15 protein-coding genes and 1 tRNA gene are annotated in these 18,713 nt (G+C 48.7%); 15 read left to right on the top strand and 1 reads right to left on the bottom strand.

The window, feature by feature from the left end:
- Positions 1-27: 27 nt before the first annotated feature.
- On the bottom strand, positions 28-1,449 hold the full coding sequence (gene cysG, locus C2M29_RS08395; protein ID WP_105189362.1) for a siroheme synthase CysG: 1,422 nt from the start codon (positions 1,447-1,449) through the stop codon (positions 28-30).
- Positions 1,450-1,708: 259 nt separating this feature from the next.
- Between cysG and deoC the strand changes: the two genes are divergently transcribed.
- From deoC to C2M29_RS08320, 15 genes are all read left to right on the top strand, one after another.
- Positions 1,709-2,440 carry a deoxyribose-phosphate aldolase gene (gene deoC, locus C2M29_RS08390; protein WP_105189361.1) on the top strand — a complete coding sequence of 244 codons (732 nt, stop codon included), beginning with the start codon at positions 1,709-1,711 and terminating at the stop codon, positions 2,438-2,440.
- Positions 2,437-2,943 (top strand): hypothetical protein, encoded by a 507-nt coding sequence (locus C2M29_RS08385; RefSeq protein ID WP_105189360.1) that lies wholly within the window; start codon positions 2,437-2,439, stop codon positions 2,941-2,943. The genes deoC and C2M29_RS08385 overlap by 4 nt, the downstream gene beginning before the upstream one ends.
- 91 nt (positions 2,944-3,034) lie before the next feature.
- Positions 3,035-3,111: transfer RNA gene (locus tag C2M29_RS08380), tRNA-Trp, on the top strand.
- A 125-nt stretch (positions 3,112-3,236) separates the two neighbouring features.
- Positions 3,237-3,614, top strand: coding sequence for a preprotein translocase subunit SecE (gene secE, locus C2M29_RS08375; RefSeq protein ID WP_105189359.1), 378 nt, complete (start codon positions 3,237-3,239; stop codon positions 3,612-3,614).
- Positions 3,615-3,618: 4 nt separating this feature from the next.
- Positions 3,619-4,176, top strand: a complete 558-nt coding sequence (nusG, locus tag C2M29_RS08370; protein WP_105189358.1) for a transcription termination/antitermination protein NusG — start codon at positions 3,619-3,621, stop codon at positions 4,174-4,176.
- A gap of 183 nt (positions 4,177-4,359) precedes the next feature.
- Complete coding sequence (rplK, locus tag C2M29_RS08365; RefSeq protein WP_105189357.1) at positions 4,360-4,788, top strand: 50S ribosomal protein L11; 429 nt, start codon at positions 4,360-4,362, stop codon at positions 4,786-4,788.
- A 4-nt stretch (positions 4,789-4,792) separates the two neighbouring features.
- Complete coding sequence (gene rplA, locus C2M29_RS08360) at positions 4,793-5,497, top strand: 50S ribosomal protein L1 (RefSeq protein WP_105189356.1); 705 nt, start codon at positions 4,793-4,795, stop codon at positions 5,495-5,497.
- Positions 5,498-5,783: 286 nt separating this feature from the next.
- Positions 5,784-6,278: a 50S ribosomal protein L10 gene (gene rplJ, locus C2M29_RS08355; RefSeq protein ID WP_105189355.1), complete on the top strand. Its 495-nt coding sequence runs from the start codon at positions 5,784-5,786 to the stop codon at positions 6,276-6,278.
- A gap of 81 nt (positions 6,279-6,359) precedes the next feature.
- Complete coding sequence (gene rplL, locus C2M29_RS08350) at positions 6,360-6,722, top strand: 50S ribosomal protein L7/L12 (protein ID WP_105189354.1); 363 nt, start codon at positions 6,360-6,362, stop codon at positions 6,720-6,722.
- A gap of 270 nt (positions 6,723-6,992) precedes the next feature.
- Positions 6,993-11,018 carry a DNA-directed RNA polymerase subunit beta gene (rpoB, locus tag C2M29_RS08345; RefSeq protein WP_105189353.1) on the top strand — a complete coding sequence of 1,342 codons (4,026 nt, stop codon included), beginning with the start codon at positions 6,993-6,995 and terminating at the stop codon, positions 11,016-11,018.
- A gap of 92 nt (positions 11,019-11,110) precedes the next feature.
- Positions 11,111-15,289 (top strand): DNA-directed RNA polymerase subunit beta', encoded by a 4,179-nt coding sequence (gene rpoC / locus C2M29_RS08340; protein WP_105189352.1) that lies wholly within the window; start codon positions 11,111-11,113, stop codon positions 15,287-15,289.
- A 189-nt stretch (positions 15,290-15,478) separates the two neighbouring features.
- Positions 15,479-15,853: a 30S ribosomal protein S12 gene (rpsL, locus tag C2M29_RS08335; protein WP_105189351.1), complete on the top strand. Its 375-nt coding sequence runs from the start codon at positions 15,479-15,481 to the stop codon at positions 15,851-15,853.
- A 97-nt stretch (positions 15,854-15,950) separates the two neighbouring features.
- A complete protein-coding gene (gene rpsG / locus C2M29_RS08330) occupies positions 15,951-16,421 on the top strand; it encodes a 30S ribosomal protein S7 (RefSeq protein ID WP_105189350.1) in 471 nt (156 codons plus the stop codon).
- Between the two features lie 27 nt (positions 16,422-16,448).
- Positions 16,449-18,566, top strand: a complete 2,118-nt coding sequence (fusA, locus tag C2M29_RS08325) for an elongation factor G (protein ID WP_105189349.1) — start codon at positions 16,449-16,451, stop codon at positions 18,564-18,566.
- Positions 18,567-18,623: 57 nt separating this feature from the next.
- The coding region (locus C2M29_RS08320; protein ID WP_233997923.1) for a GTP-binding protein at positions 18,624-18,713 on the top strand (90 nt) is incomplete at its 3' end.

The raw sequence follows: 18,713 nt of genomic DNA, 5'->3' as shown, positions 1-18,713 counted from the left end.
ACTCGTAAATTAATATGCCATAGGGTGTTAAGCCACATCGGTCAGAGGCTGTGCCAAGCTGCTGGTTTGTACCGTACTGCCAAACCAGGCCAACTGCTGATGCAATGATGCTACTTCACCTACTATGAGTAAAGCGGGTGACTGAATATTGTGCAGTGTCACCAGCTCGTCTAACTGTGCCAGGGGGCCCGTGACCACACGCTGCTCTTTGCGTGTGCCGTTTTCTACTATGGCCACCGGTGTTGTCGGGCTGCGGCCATGGTCAATAAGTTGCGCCTTGATATCCGGAGATTTCATCACCCCCATGTAGATAGCCAGGGTTTGATTAGGCTTGGCGAGCGACTGCCAGTCCAGCTCTTGGCCGTCTTTTTTACAGTGGCCGGTCACAAACTGAATGCTTTGGGCGTGATCCCTGTGGGTCAGCGGAATACCAGCGTAGGCGCTGCAGCCTGCTGCTGCGGTGATGCCGGGGACGATTTGATAGCTGACGCCCTGCTCGGCCAGAACCTGGACTTCTTCGCCACCGCGACCATAAATAAAGGGATCGCCGCCCTTGATGCGACAGACCTTTTTGCCCTGCTGCGCCAGCTCCACCAAAATTTCATTGGTGCGCTCTTGCGGCACGCTGTGATCGCCGGCGCGTTTACCGACACAAATTAAATCGGCATCGCGGCGCACCAGCTCCATAATCTCGTCGGACACCAGGTAGTCATACACCACCACATCGGCCTGTTGCATTAGTTGTAAGGCCTTGAGGGTCAGTAATTCCGGGTCGCCGGGGCCGGCACCAATCACATACACCTCACCCTTGGGGGCCGGGGTATCATTAAGCATTTGCTGTAGTTGGGTATAGGCCTGGTCTTCATTGCCCTTTTGCACCTCACTAACCACATTGGAGTCAAAGACCCGCTCCCAAAACTGACGGCGGTCGGCAAAATGATGAAAGCGCTGCTTAACCTGGGCGCGAAAGCGACCTACCAGGTTGGCCAACGGTCCGATATGCTGAGGGATCAAGGTTTCGAGCTTTTCCCGCAGGCGTCTTGCCAATACCGGCGCGGTGCCGGCACTTGAAATGGCTATGGTCACTGGGCTGCGGTCAACAATCGAGGGAAAAATAAAACTGCACTTGGGCTGGTCATCGACCACGTTAACGAAAATATGCTGTTCATCGGCGGCCGTTTGTACCTGGGCATTGACGGTTTCGCTGTCGGTGGCGGCGATCACCAGCATAAAGCCCTTTACCAGATCGGCGTTAAACTCACTGTTGATCAGGGTTAGCCCTTGCTGCTGCGCCAGGGTTTGTAGTTGCGTGCAAAATGAGGGGGCAACCAGGGTCAGCTTAGCGCCCGCTTTTAACATGGCCGTGGCCTTACGCAATGCCACCTCGCCGCCGCCAACGATCAGCACCGGCTTATTATCTAATTTTGTGAATATGGGAAAATATTGCACGCGACACCACCTGTTCCAAGCAACTAAAAGTAGCGAACCCAAAGATTCGTCTGAGCAGCAAAGCATAAAGCGAGCCCCGGTGGTTAAAAAATAATTTGTTCCAAGCTTATATAACCAAAAGTTATATGCTGACTTTCGAAATGGCTTAAGCCAATAAAAATAAAGCGTTAACGGAGTTTTTTAAAACCGCTAGGGAAGGGGATTTCGTTATTACCTGAGGATGATAGTATAGGTGCAGCGGAATAAGGAGAGGATGCTCATGAGCGCATCACATGACGCCCAACTGGCATTAGCCTGTTTGGATTTTACTCGTCTGAATGAGCGGGACGAAGAGCAAGACATTAAGGGCTTTTTACAGCAATTATCGGCGAACAAGCCGTTACCTGCGGCTATATGCATCTATTCGCAGTGGTTGACCTATGTGCGTGTCTTTATGCAGAGCCATTTTGCCGAGGTACCAGCCTTGGCGACGGTCACCAATTTTCCCGGTGGCGATCAGCCGTTGAACGACGTCCTGAAACACACCGAGTTGGCACTGTCCCTGGGTGCCGATGAAATCGATTTGGTGTTGCCTTACAAACGCTTGCAGGCGGGCGATGAGCAAACTCCTCTTGATTATGTACGCCGCGCTAAGGCGCTGTGTGATGGGCGGGCCAAGCTTAAGGTGATCATTGAAAGTGGTGAACTCGGTTTGACGCAGGTGGCACAGGCGACCCGCATAGCCATCGCCGGCGGCGCCGATTTTGTTAAAACCAGCACCGGCAAGGTGGCGGTGAATGCGACGCTTGATGCGGTTGCCGTTATTCTCGACGAGCTCAAACACAGTGATGGGACGGTGGGGTTAAAGGTGTCCGGAGGCGTCAGGACCCTGGCTCAGGCGCAGCAGTATATGGATTTGACCACGGAGAAAATGGGAAGGGAGTGGCTGACACCCGAACGCTTCCGTTTTGGCGCCTCGGCGCTCCTAGATGAGCTTTATAAAGCGCTATGACCGACAGCGAAGCAGAAAAGTTACAGTTAGAACATCAAGCGGCGCGGCTTTTTTTACGCGCCTATGAGCGCACCTACCATACGCCGATGCGCCATATCTGGCACAATGAGCCGGCCAAGCCCGATGTCAGCTGTTATATGGATGGCGAGCGTCTGGACATAGAAATAGCGCATTTGTATGCCAATGAACACGAGGCCATGGCGGTGCTGGGTCGGGTGTTAAACCTGGATATTCAACGCCAGTTGGCGCAACTGGCGTTGAACCCACCTTCGGGGCAACTGGCCTTTGCTCTCAATCGCCTGCTTCAGGCCAAGGCCAGTAAGCAATACGACAGTAAGCGGGTATGGCTGCTTATTCGTAATGCCAGCACCCTGTGGCAACGAGAAGACTTTCTTGCCGTAATGAGAAGTCTGCCGGTGCCTACGCCGCATCAGTTTGAGCAAATCTGGCTGCTGAGCGACTGGCATGGCGAAGAGCAACCACTGCAGCTATACAAAGATTGAGAGGATTAAAATCGCACAATTAATTTTATGCGTGTCTAGCTTTTACTCTTGTTTTAGCGCGTTTGGTCAGTATAATGGGCATCCACTTTGCAGGGGCGTAGTTCCAATTGGTAGAACAGCGGTCTCCAAAACCGACGGTTGGGAGTTCGAATCTCTCCGCCCCTGCCACTTTTCAGCTAGCAAGTCTAAGTCTAAAAATCTGTTTTAAAAGCAAGTTTTTAAGGTTAGATTTGGATAGATTTACCCTGTCGAGTGACGGGGTTGTTGTGTCTGTATTTAAGGTATCAGGAATTATGAGTGCAAATGTAGAAAGCCCGTCAAGCTCGATGGATATGGTTAAGTGGCTATTCGCCATTGCGTTGCTGGCAGCGGCAGTAGTAGGTAACACCGTTTATGGTGAAGAGTCTGCGCTAATTCGAGCGATCGGTGTCGTTGCGGCAGTGGCTATCGCCTTAGCGGTAGCGGCGACCACAGAAAAGGGCCGTAACTTTATCACGTTTGCGAAAGAGGCACGCATCGAAGTACGTAAAGTGGTTTGGCCAACGCGCCAAGAGACCACGCACACGACGTTCATCGTAATGATTGCGACAGTTATTATGGCGCTAATCCTTTGGGGATTGGATGGAATTTTATTCCGAGTAGTAGGCTTTTTAACTGGATTGGAGATCTAGTCCCATGACGGAAGAGAAAAAAGAAAAGAAATTACGTTGGTATGTGATTCAGGCATTCTCAGGTTTTGAGAAGCGTGTAGCACAAACCATCAAAGAGCACATTCAAATCCAGGGTCTGGAAGACAGCTTTGGTGAAGTGCTAGTGCCTACTGAAGAAGTAGTTGAAATGCGTGCCGGTCAAAAGCGCAAGTCAGAGCGTAAGTTCTTCCCAGGCTATGTATTGGTTGAAATGGACATGAACGATGAAAGCTGGCACCTGGTAAACAGCACGCCACGTGTCATGGGCTTTATCGGCGGTACTTCTGACCGTCCTGCGCCGATCAGCAAAAAAGAAGCGGACCGCATCCTTAACCGTCTTCAAGAAAACGCCGAAGCACCTAAGCCGGCTACCTTGTTTGAACCGGGTGAAGTGGTACGCGTTGTTGATGGTCCTTTCGCCGACTTCAACGGTGTGGTTGAAGAAGTGGATTACGAGAAAAGCCGCTTGAAAGTATCTGTGCTTATCTTCGGTCGTTCAACGCCGGTTGAACTTGAATTCGGCCAGGTAGAACAAGATAAATAATTTGTCTACTTAAACGACAAAATCGTATTGAAAAAGGCCGCTGATTAACTTATAATCAGCGGCCTTTTTGTATTCATCGCCCGGCGGTGAGGGCAAAAAGAGTATTAAATTTTTAATTGGGAAGCCGATTGAGTACGCGTCCTCGCGCGCACGAGGCTAAGACCCACCTAACGAGGTATAATCATGGCTAAAAAAGTTGAAGCTTTAATCAAGCTACAAGTTGCTGCTGGTATGGCTAACCCTAGTCCACCAGTAGGTCCTGCTCTAGGTCAACACGGTGTAAACATCATGGAATTCTGTAAAGCGTTCAACGCCCGTACAGAATCTCTAGAGAAAGGCGCACCTGTTCCTGTAATCATCTCTGTTTACAGCGACCGTTCATTCACGTTTGAAATGAAGACTCCACCTGCTGCTTACCTTCTTAAGAAAGCTGCGGGCATCAAGTCTGGTTCAGGCCGTCCTAACACTGAAAAAGTAGGTACTGTTACTCGTGCTCAACTAGAAGAAATCGTTGAGATGAAGAAACCAGACCTTACAGCGGCCGACATGGACGCTGCGGTACGCACTATCGCAGGTTCTGCGCGTGCAATGGGCTTGAACGTAGAGGACTAAGATAATGGCAAAACTAACTAAACGTATGCGTACTATCCGCGAGAAAGTGGATGTAACTAAAGATTACGAAATCAACGAAGCTGTAGCGCTTCTTAAAGAGCTAGCGACTGCTAAGTTCGTTGAAAGTGTTGACGTTGCTGTTAACCTTGGTATCGACGCACGTAAATCTGACCAAAACGTACGTGGCGCAACTGTTCTTCCTCACGGTACTGGCCGTGACGTTCGCGTAGCTGTATTCACCGCTGGTGCAAATGCAGACGCTGCGAAAGAAGCAGGTGCTGACATCGTAGGTATGGAAGATCTTGCTGAACTAGTTAAGAAAGGCGAGATGAACTTCGACGTAGTTGTTGCTTCTCCAGATGCAATGCGCGTTGTTGGTCAACTAGGTCAAATCCTAGGTCCACGTGGTCTTATGCCTAACCCTAAAACTGGTACTGTAACTCCTAACGTTGCAGAAGCAGTTAAAAATGCAAAAGCTGGCCAGGTTCGTTACCGTAACGACAAGAACGGCATCATCCACACTACCATCGGTAAAGTGGACTTCACAGCTGAGCAACTACAAGAAAACCTTGAGTCTCTAATCGTAGCGCTTAAGAAGGCTAAGCCTTCTCAAGCTAAAGGTACTTACATCAAGAAGGTAAGCATCTCTACTACTATGGGCGCAGGTGTTGCTGTAGACCAAAACTCTCTAAGCACGCAAGTAGCGTAATTTAAGAGTTTACGTGGCGCGATTTTTATACTATAATTTCGCGCCATTTTGTTGAGAAAACGTCTCAACAAAACAACGAATTCGGGTTGAAGCCAAGTTATTTGGCTTCCGTCCAAGACCGTAGGTGCAGTGGTTCACTGCTTAATCTCCTACGTAGACGGTGTGAATCCCAGCTAGATTTTTCCTAATCTTCTGGCTCTCGCCGTAACAAGCAGCTCCGCTTACTTATGAGTGGAGTAGAGTAAAACTGAGGGATGTATGTTCCTCACAACCAGGAGTAACACCCATGGCTTTAAATCTTCAAGACAAAAAAGCAATTGTTGCTGAAGTCAACGAAGCTGCCAAAGGTGCTCTATCTGCAGTTGTTGCAGATTCTCGTGGTGTAACTGTAGACGCTATCACAGCCCTTCGTAAAGAAGCTCGTGAAGCTGGTGTATGGATGAAAGTTGTTCGTAACACCCTAGCTAAACGTGCTGTTGAAGGTACTGAGTACGAGTGTCTAACTGAATCACTAGTAGGCCCTAGCCTAATCGCTTTCTCTTCTGAGCACCCAGGTGCTGCAGCGCGTATCTTTAAAGATTTCGCTAAGAGTCACGAAGCGTTTGAGCTTAAAACGGCTGCTTTTGACGGTTCTCTAGTTGATGTAGACATGCTTGCTAAGCTACCTACATACGACGAAGCAGTTGCACGTCTAATGAGCGCTATGAAAGAAGCTTCTGCGGGCAAGCTGGCAAAAACTCTTGCTGCAGTTCGCGACCAGAAACAAGAACAAGCTGCTTAATTTTTATTTATAAGCTATTGTTCTTTATCGGTGTATTGAATTTAATGAACCTCAGGGTTCGAGAATATTAGGAAATTTACAATGTCTGTAACTAAAGACCAAATCCTTGACGCTATTGCTGAAATGTCAGTAATGGAAGTTGTTGAACTAGTTGAAGCAATGGAAGAAAAATTCGGCGTAACTGCAGCTGCTGCTGTTGTTGCTGCTGGTCCTGCTGAAGCTGCTGAAGAGAAGACTGAGTTCGACGTAATCCTAGCTGGCGCTGGCGCTAACAAAGTTGCTGCTATCAAAGCGGTACGTGGCGCAACAGGTCTTGGCCTTAAAGAAGCTAAAGCTCTTGTTGAATCAGCTCCTGCACCTATCAAAGAAGGTGTATCTAAGGAAGAAGCTGAAGCACTTAAGAAAGATCTTGAAGAAGCTGGTGCTGAAGTTGAGATCAAGTAATCTAGCATACGCTAGGTTCGCTGCCTGAGAAATCAGGCAAGGGCTGGTGATTATTTAATCACCGGCCCTTTTGCGCTATAGAGAGAAAATTCGCTATCGCGCTTTCTATAACCAAATTTCACTATTATTATCAATTAGTTAGACTCATTATTGGCAATAGCAGTGACATTTGGACGCAACTCTAAATGTTGTAGAAATTGGCATTTCGTCAATGAAGTCCTGTTCTTACAAGAACAGGTAGGGTCAAAGATCAGCAAGCTGAGGAACCCCATGGCTTACTCTTATTCTGAAAAGAAACGTATCCGTAAGGATTTTGGTAAACGTCCACAGGTTTTGGATGTGCCTTTCTTACTGCAGATGCAGCTAGAATCGTTTAAAAAATTCTTAACGCCGGACGCTGACGGTGATTTCGGTTTGGAAGCTGCTTTCCGTTCCGTTTTCCCGATTAAAAGCTACTCGGGCAATTCTGAGCTTCAATACGTAAGTTATCGTATTGGTGAGCCAGTATTCGACGTTAAAGAATGTCAAATTCGCGGCGTGACATATTCTGCTCCACTTCGCGTGAAACTTCGTCTAGTGCTTATGGACAAAGAAGCACCGGGCACTGTTAAAGACATCAAAGAGCAAGAAGTTTACATGGGCGAGATTCCGCTCATGACCGACACTGGTACCTTTGTAATCAATGGTACTGAGCGTGTTATTGTTTCTCAGCTACACCGTTCACCTGGTGTATTCTTTGATAACGACCGTGGTAAAACCCACTCGTCGGGCAAAGTGCTATATAACGCTCGCGTTATCCCTTACCGTGGTTCTTGGCTCGACTTTGAATTCGATGCTAAAGATAACCTGTATGTACGTATTGACCGTCGTCGTAAACTTCCTGCGTCGATCATTCTGCGTGCCCTTGATTTCTCAACCGAAGAAATCCTAAACATCTTCTTCGAAACCACTACGTTTGAAGTGACCGATGGCAAAGTTCTAATGGAACTTGTACCTTCGCGTCTACGTGGTGAAACCGCCGCTTTTGAAATTAAGAGCGATGACGGTGAAGTCGTGGTTGAGCAAGGTCGTCGTGTAACAGCACGTCACATTAAAACGCTTGAGAAAAAAGGCATCGATCAACTAGAAGTACCACACGAGTACATCATTGGTCGCGTACTTGCTAAGAACTATTTCGACGAGTCAACTGGTGAAGTGATCGCCAACGCCAATGACGAGCTATCTCTTGAGCTAATGGCTGAGCTTGTTAAAGCGGGTCACACCAAGATCGCCACGCTGTACATCAATGATGTAGACAGCGGTGCGTACATGTCTGACACGGTACGTATTGACTCAACGTCAAACCGCCTAGAAGCGCTTGTGGAAATCTACCGCATGATGCGCCCTGGTGAGCCACCAACGAAAGAAGCGGCTGAAGCATTATTTGAAAACCTATTCTTCAGTGAAGAGCGCTATGATCTATCAACCGTAGGTCGTATGAAGTTCAACAGCCGTGTTGGTTACGATTCAGACGAAGGTCCAGGTACACTTTCTAAAGAAGACATCGTGTCTGTAATGAAGGTGTTGATCGACATCCGTAACGGTAAAGGCGATGTGGATGATATCGACCACCTAGGTAACCGTCGTATCCGTTCAGTGGGCGAAATGGCCGAGAACCAATTCCGTGTTGGTCTAGTACGTGTTGAGCGTGCAGTACGTGAGCGCTTAAGCCTTGGCGATCTTGATGCCATCATGCCACAAGACCTGATCAACGCTAAGCCTATCTCGGCAGCGGTGAAAGAGTTCTTCGGTTCATCACAGCTTTCTCAGTTCATGGACCAGAACAACCCGCTTTCAGAAGTAACGCACAAGCGTCGTATTTCTGCGTTAGGCCCGGGTGGTCTAACTCGTGAGCGTGCAGGCTTCGAAGTACGTGACGTACACGTAACGCACTACGGTCGCGTATGTCCAATCGAAACGCCTGAAGGTCCAAACATCGGTCTAATCAACTCATTGTCTACGTACGCACGTACCAATGACTTCGGTTTCCTAGAAACACCTTACCGTAAAGTGGTAGACGGTGCGGTAACCGACGATGTTGATTACCTATCTGCTATTGAAGAAGGTCAATTCGTTATTGCCCAGGCAAACGTTGACTTGAACGATAACAATGAATTCATTGAAGAACTGGTTACATGTCGTCACAAAGGCGAATCAACCTTGATGCCGCGCGAAGAAATCCAGTACATGGACGTTTCGCCACAACAGGTCATCTCGGTTGCTGCTGCCCTTATCCCATTCCTAGAGCACGATGATGCGAACCGTGCATTGATGGGATCGAACATGCAACGTCAGGCTGTTCCTACACTGCGCGCCGACAAGCCGCTAGTAGGTACGGGTATCGAACTTACACTTGCGAAAGACTCAGGTGTAACCATCGTTGCTAAGCGTGGTGGTGTGGTTGATTACGCTGATGCGAGCCGTATCGTTATCAACGTAAACGAAGATGAGCGCGTACCTGGCGAAGCGGGTATCGACATCTACAACCTGACTAAGTACACCCGTTCTAACCAGAATACCTGTATCAACCAGAAGCCAACCGTGATGATTGGCGAGCCAATCGTACGTGGTGACGTACTTGCCGACGGTCCTTCAACAGACCTAGGTGACCTGGCGCTTGGTCAAAACTTACGCGTGGCATTCATGCCTTGGAATGGTTACAACTTCGAGGATTCAATCCTACTTTCAGAGAACGTTGTAAAAGAAGATCGTCTAACGACTATCCACATCCAAGAGCTTCAGTGTATTGCTCGTGATACTAAGCTTGGGCCAGAAGAAATCACAGCCGATATCCCGAACGTGGGTGAATCTGCACTAGGCAAGCTGGACGAGTCTGGCGTTGTTTACATCGGTGCGGAAGTGAAAGGCGGTGACATCCTAGTAGGTAAAGTAACTCCGAAAGGCGAAACCCAGCTAACTCCTGAAGAGAAGCTACTGCGTGCGATCTTCGGTGAAAAAGCGTCTGACGTTAAAGACAGCTCACTACGCGTACCTAACTCGGTATCGGGTACGGTTATCGACGTACAGGTCTTCACCCGTGACGGTGTAGAAAAAGACAAGCGTGCGCTTGAAATCGAAGAAATGCAGCTGCGTGAAGCGAAGAAAGACTTCAACGAAGAGTTCAAGATCCTTGAAGAAGGTGTATTGAGCCGTGCACGCAAGCTTCTTACCGATTCAGGTGTAGATGCAGCCAAGCTAGTCGGTCTTTCTGCGGATAAGATCCTAACGCAAAGTCTGGCCGCAGAAGATAAGCAAGCGGAACTTGAGCAACTTGCTGCTCAGTACGAAGAGCTTAAGACCGAGTACGATAAGAAATTTGAAACCAAGCGTCGTAAGATCACTCAAGGTGATGACTTAGCGCCGGGCGTATTGAAGATTGTGAAGGTTTACCTAGCGGTTAAACGTCGCATCCAGCCAGGTGATAAGATGGCGGGTCGTCACGGTAACAAGGGTGTTATCTCGACAATCGTACCAGTAGAAGACATGCCTTACGATGACAAGGGCCGTACCGTAGATATCGTGTTGAACCCACTGGGTGTACCATCGCGTATGAACATCGGTCAGATCCTTGAAACCCACATGGGCCTAGCGGCACGTGGTATCGGTGAGCGTATCGAAGAAATGATGAAAGAGCAGCGTGAGCTTCACGAATTGCGCGAATTCATCAAGAAAGCATACGAGCTAGGCGAGTGTCGTCAGAAAGTAGACATCGACAGCTTCTCAGATGACGAAATACGTCGTCTTGCAGAGAACCTTAAAGGCGGTCTACCAATCGCAACTCCAGCATTCGATGGCGCCAAAGAAAGCGAAATCAAAGAGATGCTAGAGCTAGGTGGCTACCCATCAAGCGGTCAGGTAACCCTGTATGATGGTCGTACCGGTGACCAGTTTGAGCGTCAAGTAACCGTGGGTTACATGTACATGCTGAAACTGAACCACCTTGTTGATGACAAGATGCACGCCCGTTCAACTGGTTCTTACAGCCTAGTAACGCAGCAGCCTCTGGGTGGTAAAGCTCAGTTCGGTGGTCAGCGCTTCGGTGAGATGGAAGTATGGGCACTTGAAGCGTACGGCGCAGCCTACACGCTACAAGAGATGTTGACGGTGAAGTCGGATGACGTGAACGGTCGTACCAAGATGTATAAGAACATCGTTGATGGCAACCACAAGATGGAGCCAGGTATGCCGGAATCATTCAACGTATTGTTGAAAGAAATCCGTTCACTCGGTATCAACATCGAGCTTGAAGAAGAATAAGCCGGTTGGGCGCATAGTGCGCCCACTACCTGCAAAAAGAATGAATGGGCGGTTTGCCGCCCTCGAGATTAACCTCCGACAGGAGAGCTAAGGTGAAAGACTTACTTAAGTTTCTGAAGCAACAAAATAAGACCGAAGAATTCGACGCAATTCGCATTGGTCTTGCTTCGCCAGACATGGTGCGTTCATGGTCATTCGGTGAAGTAAAGAAACCTGAGACCATTAACTACCGTACTTTCAAGCCTGAGCGTGACGGCTTATTCTGTGCCCGTATCTTCGGCCCAGTGAAAGACTATGAGTGTTTGTGTGGTAAATACAAGCGCTTAAAACACCGTGGTGTTATTTGTGAAAAGTGTGGCGTTGAAGTAACGCTCACTAAAGTACGTCGTGACCGCATGGGTCACATCGAGCTAGCAAGCCCAGTTGCACACATCTGGTTCTTGAAATCACTACCGTCTCGTATCGGCTTAATGCTTGATATGACGCTACGTGACATCGAGCGCGTACTGTACTTTGAATCATTCGTTGTGACCGAGCCGGGCATGACTACGCTTGAGCGTGGCCAGCTGCTAGGTGAAGAAGAGTATCTGGATGCGCTTGAAGAGCACGGCGACGAGTTCGAAGCCAAGATGGGTGCGGAAGCCGTACTTGATCTGCTACGTGAACTAGACCTGGGTCAGTTGATCGCAGAAATGCGTGAAGAGCTACCGACTATCAACTCTGAAACTAAGCGTAAGAAAATCACTAAGCGCTTGAAGTTGATGGAAGCATTCCACCAGTCTGGTAACAACCCAGAGTGGATGATCATGACGGTTCTTCCGGTTCTTCCACCAGATCTACGTCCTCTAGTACCACTAGACGGCGGTCGTTTTGCGACCTCAGATCTGAACGACCTATACCGTCGTGTAATCAACCGTAACAACCGTTTGAAGCGTCTTCTAGACCTAGCGGCACCTGACATCATCGTACGCAACGAAAAGCGTATGCTTCAAGAAGCGGTTGATGCGCTACTTGATAATGGTCGTCGTGGCCGTGCGATCACCGGTTCTAACAAGCGTCCTCTTAAGTCGCTTGCAGACATGATCAAAGGTAAGCAAGGTCGTTTCCGTCAAAACCTTCTAGGTAAGCGTGTTGACTACTCAGGCCGTTCTGTAATCACCGTAGGTCCTACACTGAAACTACACCAGTGTGGTCTTCCTAAGAAAATGGCCCTTGAGCTATTCAAGCCATTCATCTACGGCAAACTAGAGCGCCGCGGTATGGCGACCACCATCAAAGCTGCGAAGAAGATGGTTGAGCGCGAAGTACCAGAGGTTTGGGACGTACTAGACGAAGTAATTCGTGAACACCCAGTGCTACTTAACCGTGCACCGACACTTCACCGTTTGGGTATCCAGGCATTTGAGCCGGTCCTAATCGAAGGTAAAGCGATTCACCTACACCCATTGGTGTGTGCGGCATATAACGCCGACTTCGACGGTGACCAAATGGCGGTTCACGTACCATTAACGCTGGAAGCGCAGCTAGAAGCGCGTGCGTTGATGATGTCAACGAACAACATTCTTTCGCCTGCGAACGGTGAGCCAATCATCGTACCTTCACAGGACGTTGTATTGGGTCTGTACTACATGACCCGTGATCGCATCAATGCCAAAGGTGAAGGCCTGGTATTTAAAGACGCGAAAGAAGCTGAAAAAGCATACCGTACCGGCGTAGCGCAACTACATGCACGCGTTAAAGTACGTATGACGCAAACTGTGATTGCCGAAGACGGTACTTCAAGCGAAGTAACCGGCATTGTTGATACAACAGTGGGCCGTGCAATCTTCTCATTGATCATGCCAAAAGGCTTACCATTCGAGCTTATTAACCGCCCACTTGGTAAGAAACAAATCTCTGGCATGCTAAACGAGTGTTACCGTCTACTAGGTCTGAAAGACACTGTTATCTTTGCTGACCAAGTAATGTATACCGGTTTCCACTACGCGATGAAGTCGGGTGTGTCTATCGGTATCAATGACATGGAAATCCCACCGGTTAAAGCTGAGATCATCGAAGCGGCCGAGGAAGAAGTTGCTGAAATCAACCAGCAGTTCCAGTCAGGTCTTGTAACCGCGGGTGAGAAATACAACAAAGTTATCGATATCTGGTCACGTGTGAACGAAAACCTTTCACGCGAAATGATGGCTAACCTATCGAAAGACACAGTTATCAACGCTGACGGTCAAGAAGAAGAGCAAGACTCATTCAACTCAGTGTTTATGATGGCCGACTCGGGCGCGCGTGGTAGCGCGGCTCAGATTCGTCAGCTAGCGGGTATGCGTGGTCTGATGGCACGTCCGGATGGTTCAATCATCGAGACGCCAATCACAGCGAACTTCCGTGAAGGTCTAAACGTACTTCAGTACTTCATCTCGACGCACGGTGCGCGTAAAGGTCTTGCCGATACCGCATTGAAGACAGCGAACTCGGGTTACCTAACGCGTCGTCTAGTAGACGTAGCGCAAGACTTGGTAATCAACGAAGTAGACTGTGGCACCGAAGATGGTCTAACTATGAAGCCGCTTATCGAAGGTGGTGACGTAGTAGAGCCGCTACGCGAGCGTGTACTAGGTCGTGTAGTAGCTGAAGACGTGGTTATCCCTGGCACTGACACGGTTCTTGTTGAGCGTAACGTGATGCTGGATGAGAAGCTGTGTGACCTTCTAGAAGAGCACTCGGTGGACGAAGTACGCGTACGTTCAGTTATCACCTGTGATAACGACTTCGGCGTATGTTCTAACTGTTACGGTCGTGACCTTGCACGTGGCCACATCATCAATGCGGGTGAAGCGGTCGGTGTTATCGCGGCACAGTCAATCGGTGAGCCGGGTACACAGCTTACGATGCGTACCTTCCACATCGGTGGTGCGGCATCTCGAGCGTCAGCAGAGAACAGCGTACAAGTTAAGAACAATGGTCGTCTGAAGTTGCACAATGCGAAATTCGTATTGAACACCGAAGGCAAGATTGTAATCACTTCACGTTCAACTGAAATCACCATCATCGATGAGCATGGTCGTGAGAAAGAGCGTTATAAAGTACCTTACGGTGCAGTACTAACTGTACAAGACGGTGCCGAAGTGAAAGGTAACGACATAGTTGCTATGTGGGACCCGCACAGTCACCCAATTATTATCGAGCACGAGTCAAAAGTGTCGTTCAGCGACATCGACGATTCGAACACCGAAACGCAGACCGACGAGCTTACTGGCCTAACCCGTGTGGTTGTTAAAGACCTTGCGAAAGTGAATGCCAAAGAGCCTAAGCTAATCATTGAAAATGAAGAGCGTGGCCTGCAGGAAATCCGCCTACCGTCATTCACCACAATCGAGGTGAGCGATGGCGCGACATCAAACCCTGGTGACGTACTGGCGCGTATTCCGCAAGAAGGTTCGAAGACTCGTGACATCACCGGTGGTCTACCGCGCGTAGCGGACCTATTCGAAGCCCGTAAGCCGAAAGATCCAGCAATCCTTGCTGAAATCTCAGGTATGGTGAGCTTCGGTAAAGAGACCAAAGGTAAGAAACGTCTTGTGATCACGCCTGAAGAGGGTGATGCATACGAAGAAATGATTCCTAAGTGGCGTCAGCTTAACGTGTTCGAAGGTGAGATTGTATCTAAAGGTGAAGTTATCGCCGATGGTCCAGAATCTCCACATGACATCCTTCGTCTACGTGGCGTAACCGATGTTGCTAACTATATCGTTAACGAAGTGCAAGACGTTTACCGTCTGCAAGGTGTAAAGATTAACGATAAGCACATCGAAACGGTAATCCGTCAGATGCTACGTAAGTGTCTAATCATTGACGGTGGTGACAGTGAATTCCTAGCCGGTGAGCAGGTTGAAGTAGCACGTGTAAACATTGCTAACCGTGACCTGGAAGCCCAAGGTAAGATCCCAGCGAAATTCGAAATTCAGCTGATGGGTATTACCAAGGCATCACTTGCTACAGAATCATTCATTTCAGCAGCCTCGTTCCAGGAGACCACGCGTGTCCTAACCGAAGCCGCTGTAAATGGTAAGAGCGATGAGCTTCGTGGTCTGAAAGAGAACGTAATCGTGGGTCGCTTGATCCCAGCCGGTACCGGCTTTGCGTATCACCAAGATCGTGCAAGCCGTCGTAAGCAAAATGCAGAGGATCTGCTTGAGCCAACGGTTAGTGCAGAAGAGGCAACTCAAGCCCTAACTGACGCGCTAAACGCAGATTTGTCTGGCGACCAGGAATAAACTTAATTTCATAATTAAGTCATGCCTAGAGTGGTAGAATGCCGCTCTAGGCATTGTTTTGGTTGACAGGCTAAACTTTGCTCATTAAAATTCCGCCACCCTTTTACTCGCTACAGTCAATGTTGCGGATAAATTGGGCGGATTTTTTAATTTTTTCAGTAGTAACTTTAATTTTTCAGGAGCTATTTAATGGCAACTATTAACCAGCTAGTGCGCAAGCCACGTCGCAGCAAGGTTACTAAAAGTAACTCAGCCGCGCTAAAGGCATGTCCACAAAAGCGTGGTGTATGTACGCGTGTATATACTACTACTCCTAAGAAACCTAACTCGGCTCTACGTAAAGTAGCCCGTGTTCGTCTAACGAACGGTTTCGAAGTAACATCATACATCGGTGGTGAAGGTCACAACCTTCAAGAGCACAGTGTAATCCTTATCCGTGGTGGTCGTGTTAAAGACTTACCAGGTGTACGTTTCCACACTGTTCGCGGTGCACTTGACTGTGCAGGCGTTAACGACCGTCGTCAAGGTCGTTCTAAGTACGGTGCAAAACGCCCTAAGGGCTAATGGTTCTCCGTTAGTAAGGCCAAGCACTTAAGTTTTTATAAATATTAGTTTTGGGAATCTGTCCAAAAGACAGACCTGAAGATACCGGAGATTCAAAATGCCAAGAAGACGCGTTATAGGTCAACGTAAAATTCTTCCAGATCCTAAGTTCGGATCAGAATTACTTGCAAAGTTCGTCAACGTAGTAATGCTTGACGGCAAAAAATCTACTGCTGAAAAAATCGTATATGGTGCGCTAGACGTGGCTGCTGAGAAATCAGGCAAGTCGCACCTTGAAATCTTTGAAGCTGCACTTGAGAACGTTCGCCCACAGGTTGAGGTTAAATCTCGCCGTGTTGGTGGTTCAACGTACCAAGTACCAGTTGAAGTACGTCCAGTTCGTCGCAACGCACTAGGTATGCGTGGGTTAGTTGACGCTGCACGTAAGCGTGGCGAAAAATCTATGGGCCTTCGTTTGGCTCAAGAGATCGTTGACGCTGCTGAAAACAAAGGCACTGCGGTTAAGAAACGTGAAGACGTTCACCGTATGGCTGAAGCGAACAAAGCATTCGCTCATTACCGTTGGTAATCTGTCCTTAACCTTTAAGAGGATAATATGGCACGTACAACTCCAATTGAGCGCTACCGCAATATCGGTATTTGTGCTCACGTAGATGCGGGGAAAACCACCACCACGGAACGTGTACTTTTCTACACGGGCCTGTCTCACAAAATCGGTGAGGTGCATGATGGTGCCGCAACTATGGACTGGATGGAGCAAGAGCAGGAGCGTGGTATCACTATCACGTCTGCTGCGACTACTTGTTTCTGGAAGGGGATGGACGCGCAATTTGACGATCACCGCATTAATATCATCGACACTCCTGGACACGTTGACTTCACCATTGAAGTAGAACGTTCATTACGAGTGCTTGATGGTGCCGTGGTCGTGCTTTGTGCCTCATCAGGTGTACAGCCACAGACAGAAACAGTCTGGCGTCAGGCCAACAAATACGAAGTTCCGCGAATGATCTTCGTAAACAAGATGGACCGTATCGGCGCCGACTTTTTGTCGGTTGTAGATCAGGTGAAAACCCGCCTGGGTGCTACTCCTGTTCCCATTCAGTTGCCTATCGGCGCTGAAGAAGACTTTAAAGGTGTAATCGATCTTATCAAGATGAAAGCTATCAACTGGAACGAAGCGGACCAGGGCATGACTTTCAGCTATGAGGAGATCCCGGCAGAACTTCTAGACGAAGCCGAAGAATACCGCTCGCAACTTATCGAAGCGGCTGCGGAAGCGTCTGAAGAACTAATGGACAAATATTTAGAGGAAGGCGACCTCAGCGAAGCTGAGATCAAAGAAGGCCTGCGCGCCCGCACCTTAGCCAACGAAATTGTGCTAATGAGCTGTGGTAGTGCATTCAAGAACAAGGGTGTTCAAGCTGTGCTTGATGCCGTGGTTGAATACATGCCTTCACCAACCGAAGTCAAAGCAATCCAGGGTGTGTTAGAAGACGGTGAAACCGAAGACACGCGCCCGGCAGACGACAGTGCCCCATTTGCGGCCCTGGCGTTTAAGATTGCCACCGACCCCTTTGTTGGTACGCTAACCTTTTTCCGTGTTTACTCGGGCACAGTGGGCCAGGGTGACACGGTTTATAACCCAGTTAAATCAAAGCGTGAGCGCTTCGGTCGTATCGTTCAGATGCACTCAAACTCACGTGAAGAGATCAAAGAAGTTCGTGCCGGTGATATCGCCGCCGCGATTGGTCTCAAAGACGTAACAACAGGTGATACCCTGTGTGATGCGGATTCAGTCATTACGCTTGAGCGTATGGAATTCCCAGAGCCGGTAATCTCTGTTGCGGTAGAGCCAAAAACCAAGGCAGACCAGGAAAAAATGGGTATGGCACTAGGTAAACTAGCTGCAGAAGACCCGTCTTTCCGCGTACAGACCGACGAAGAATCGGGCCAGACAATTATCTCTGGCATGGGTGAACTTCACCTCGATATCATTGTCGACCGTATGAAACGTGAGTTCAAAGTTGAATGTAACGTTGGTAAGCCACAGGTTGCCTATCGTGAAGCGATTCGTTCAACCGTTGAGGTTGAGGGTAAGTTTGTACGTCAATCGGGTGGTCGTGGTCAGTATGGTCACGTTTGGGTCAAACTTGAGCCACTTGATTTCAGCGATGAAGAAGCACCAACGTTCGAGTTCGTTAACGAAATCGTCGGTGGTACGGTACCGAAGGAATACATTCCTGCGGTAGAAAAAGGTCTCCACGAGCAGATGGAGCAAGGTGTTCTTGCTGGTTATCCGCTTCTGGGCGTAAAAGCGACGCTGTACGATGGTTCATTCCACGATGTCGACTCGAACGAAATGGCCTTTAAGATCGCTGGTGCGATGGCAATGCGTAAGGGTGCGCTTGAAGCAAGCCCGGTATTGTTAGAGCCAATCATGAAGGTTGAAGTGATCACTCCAGAAGCAAACATGGGTGATGTTGTAGGCGACCTAAACCGTCGTCGCGGTATGATCGATGGTATGGAAGAGGCACCAGGCGGCTTGAAACAAATCAACGCCGAGGTTCCGCTTTCAGAAATGTTCGGTTATGCAACTGATTTACGTTCTGCAACCCAAGGTCGCGCCTCGTACTCGATGGAATTCCTCAAGTACGCAGAAGCAGCTAAAAACGTCGCAGAATCTATTATTGCAGCTCGCGCTGTTAAGTAATTTGAGTTCGGTCCGATCTACGGGTCGGACTTTAATTTCTTTATAGGAATTTTTAAAATGGCAAAAGAAAAGTTTGAACGCGTAAAACCGCACGTAAACGTAGGTACAATCGGCCACGTTGACCACGGTAAAACAACTCTAACTGCA

Origin of the sequence: Pseudoalteromonas sp. T1lg48 (assembly GCF_002964785.1) — a bacterium.
Taxonomy (GTDB): Bacteria; Pseudomonadota; Gammaproteobacteria; order Enterobacterales; family Alteromonadaceae; genus Pseudoalteromonas.
Note: the sequence above shows the minus strand (reverse complement) of the source record. Positions and strands in the feature narration are given on the sequence as shown.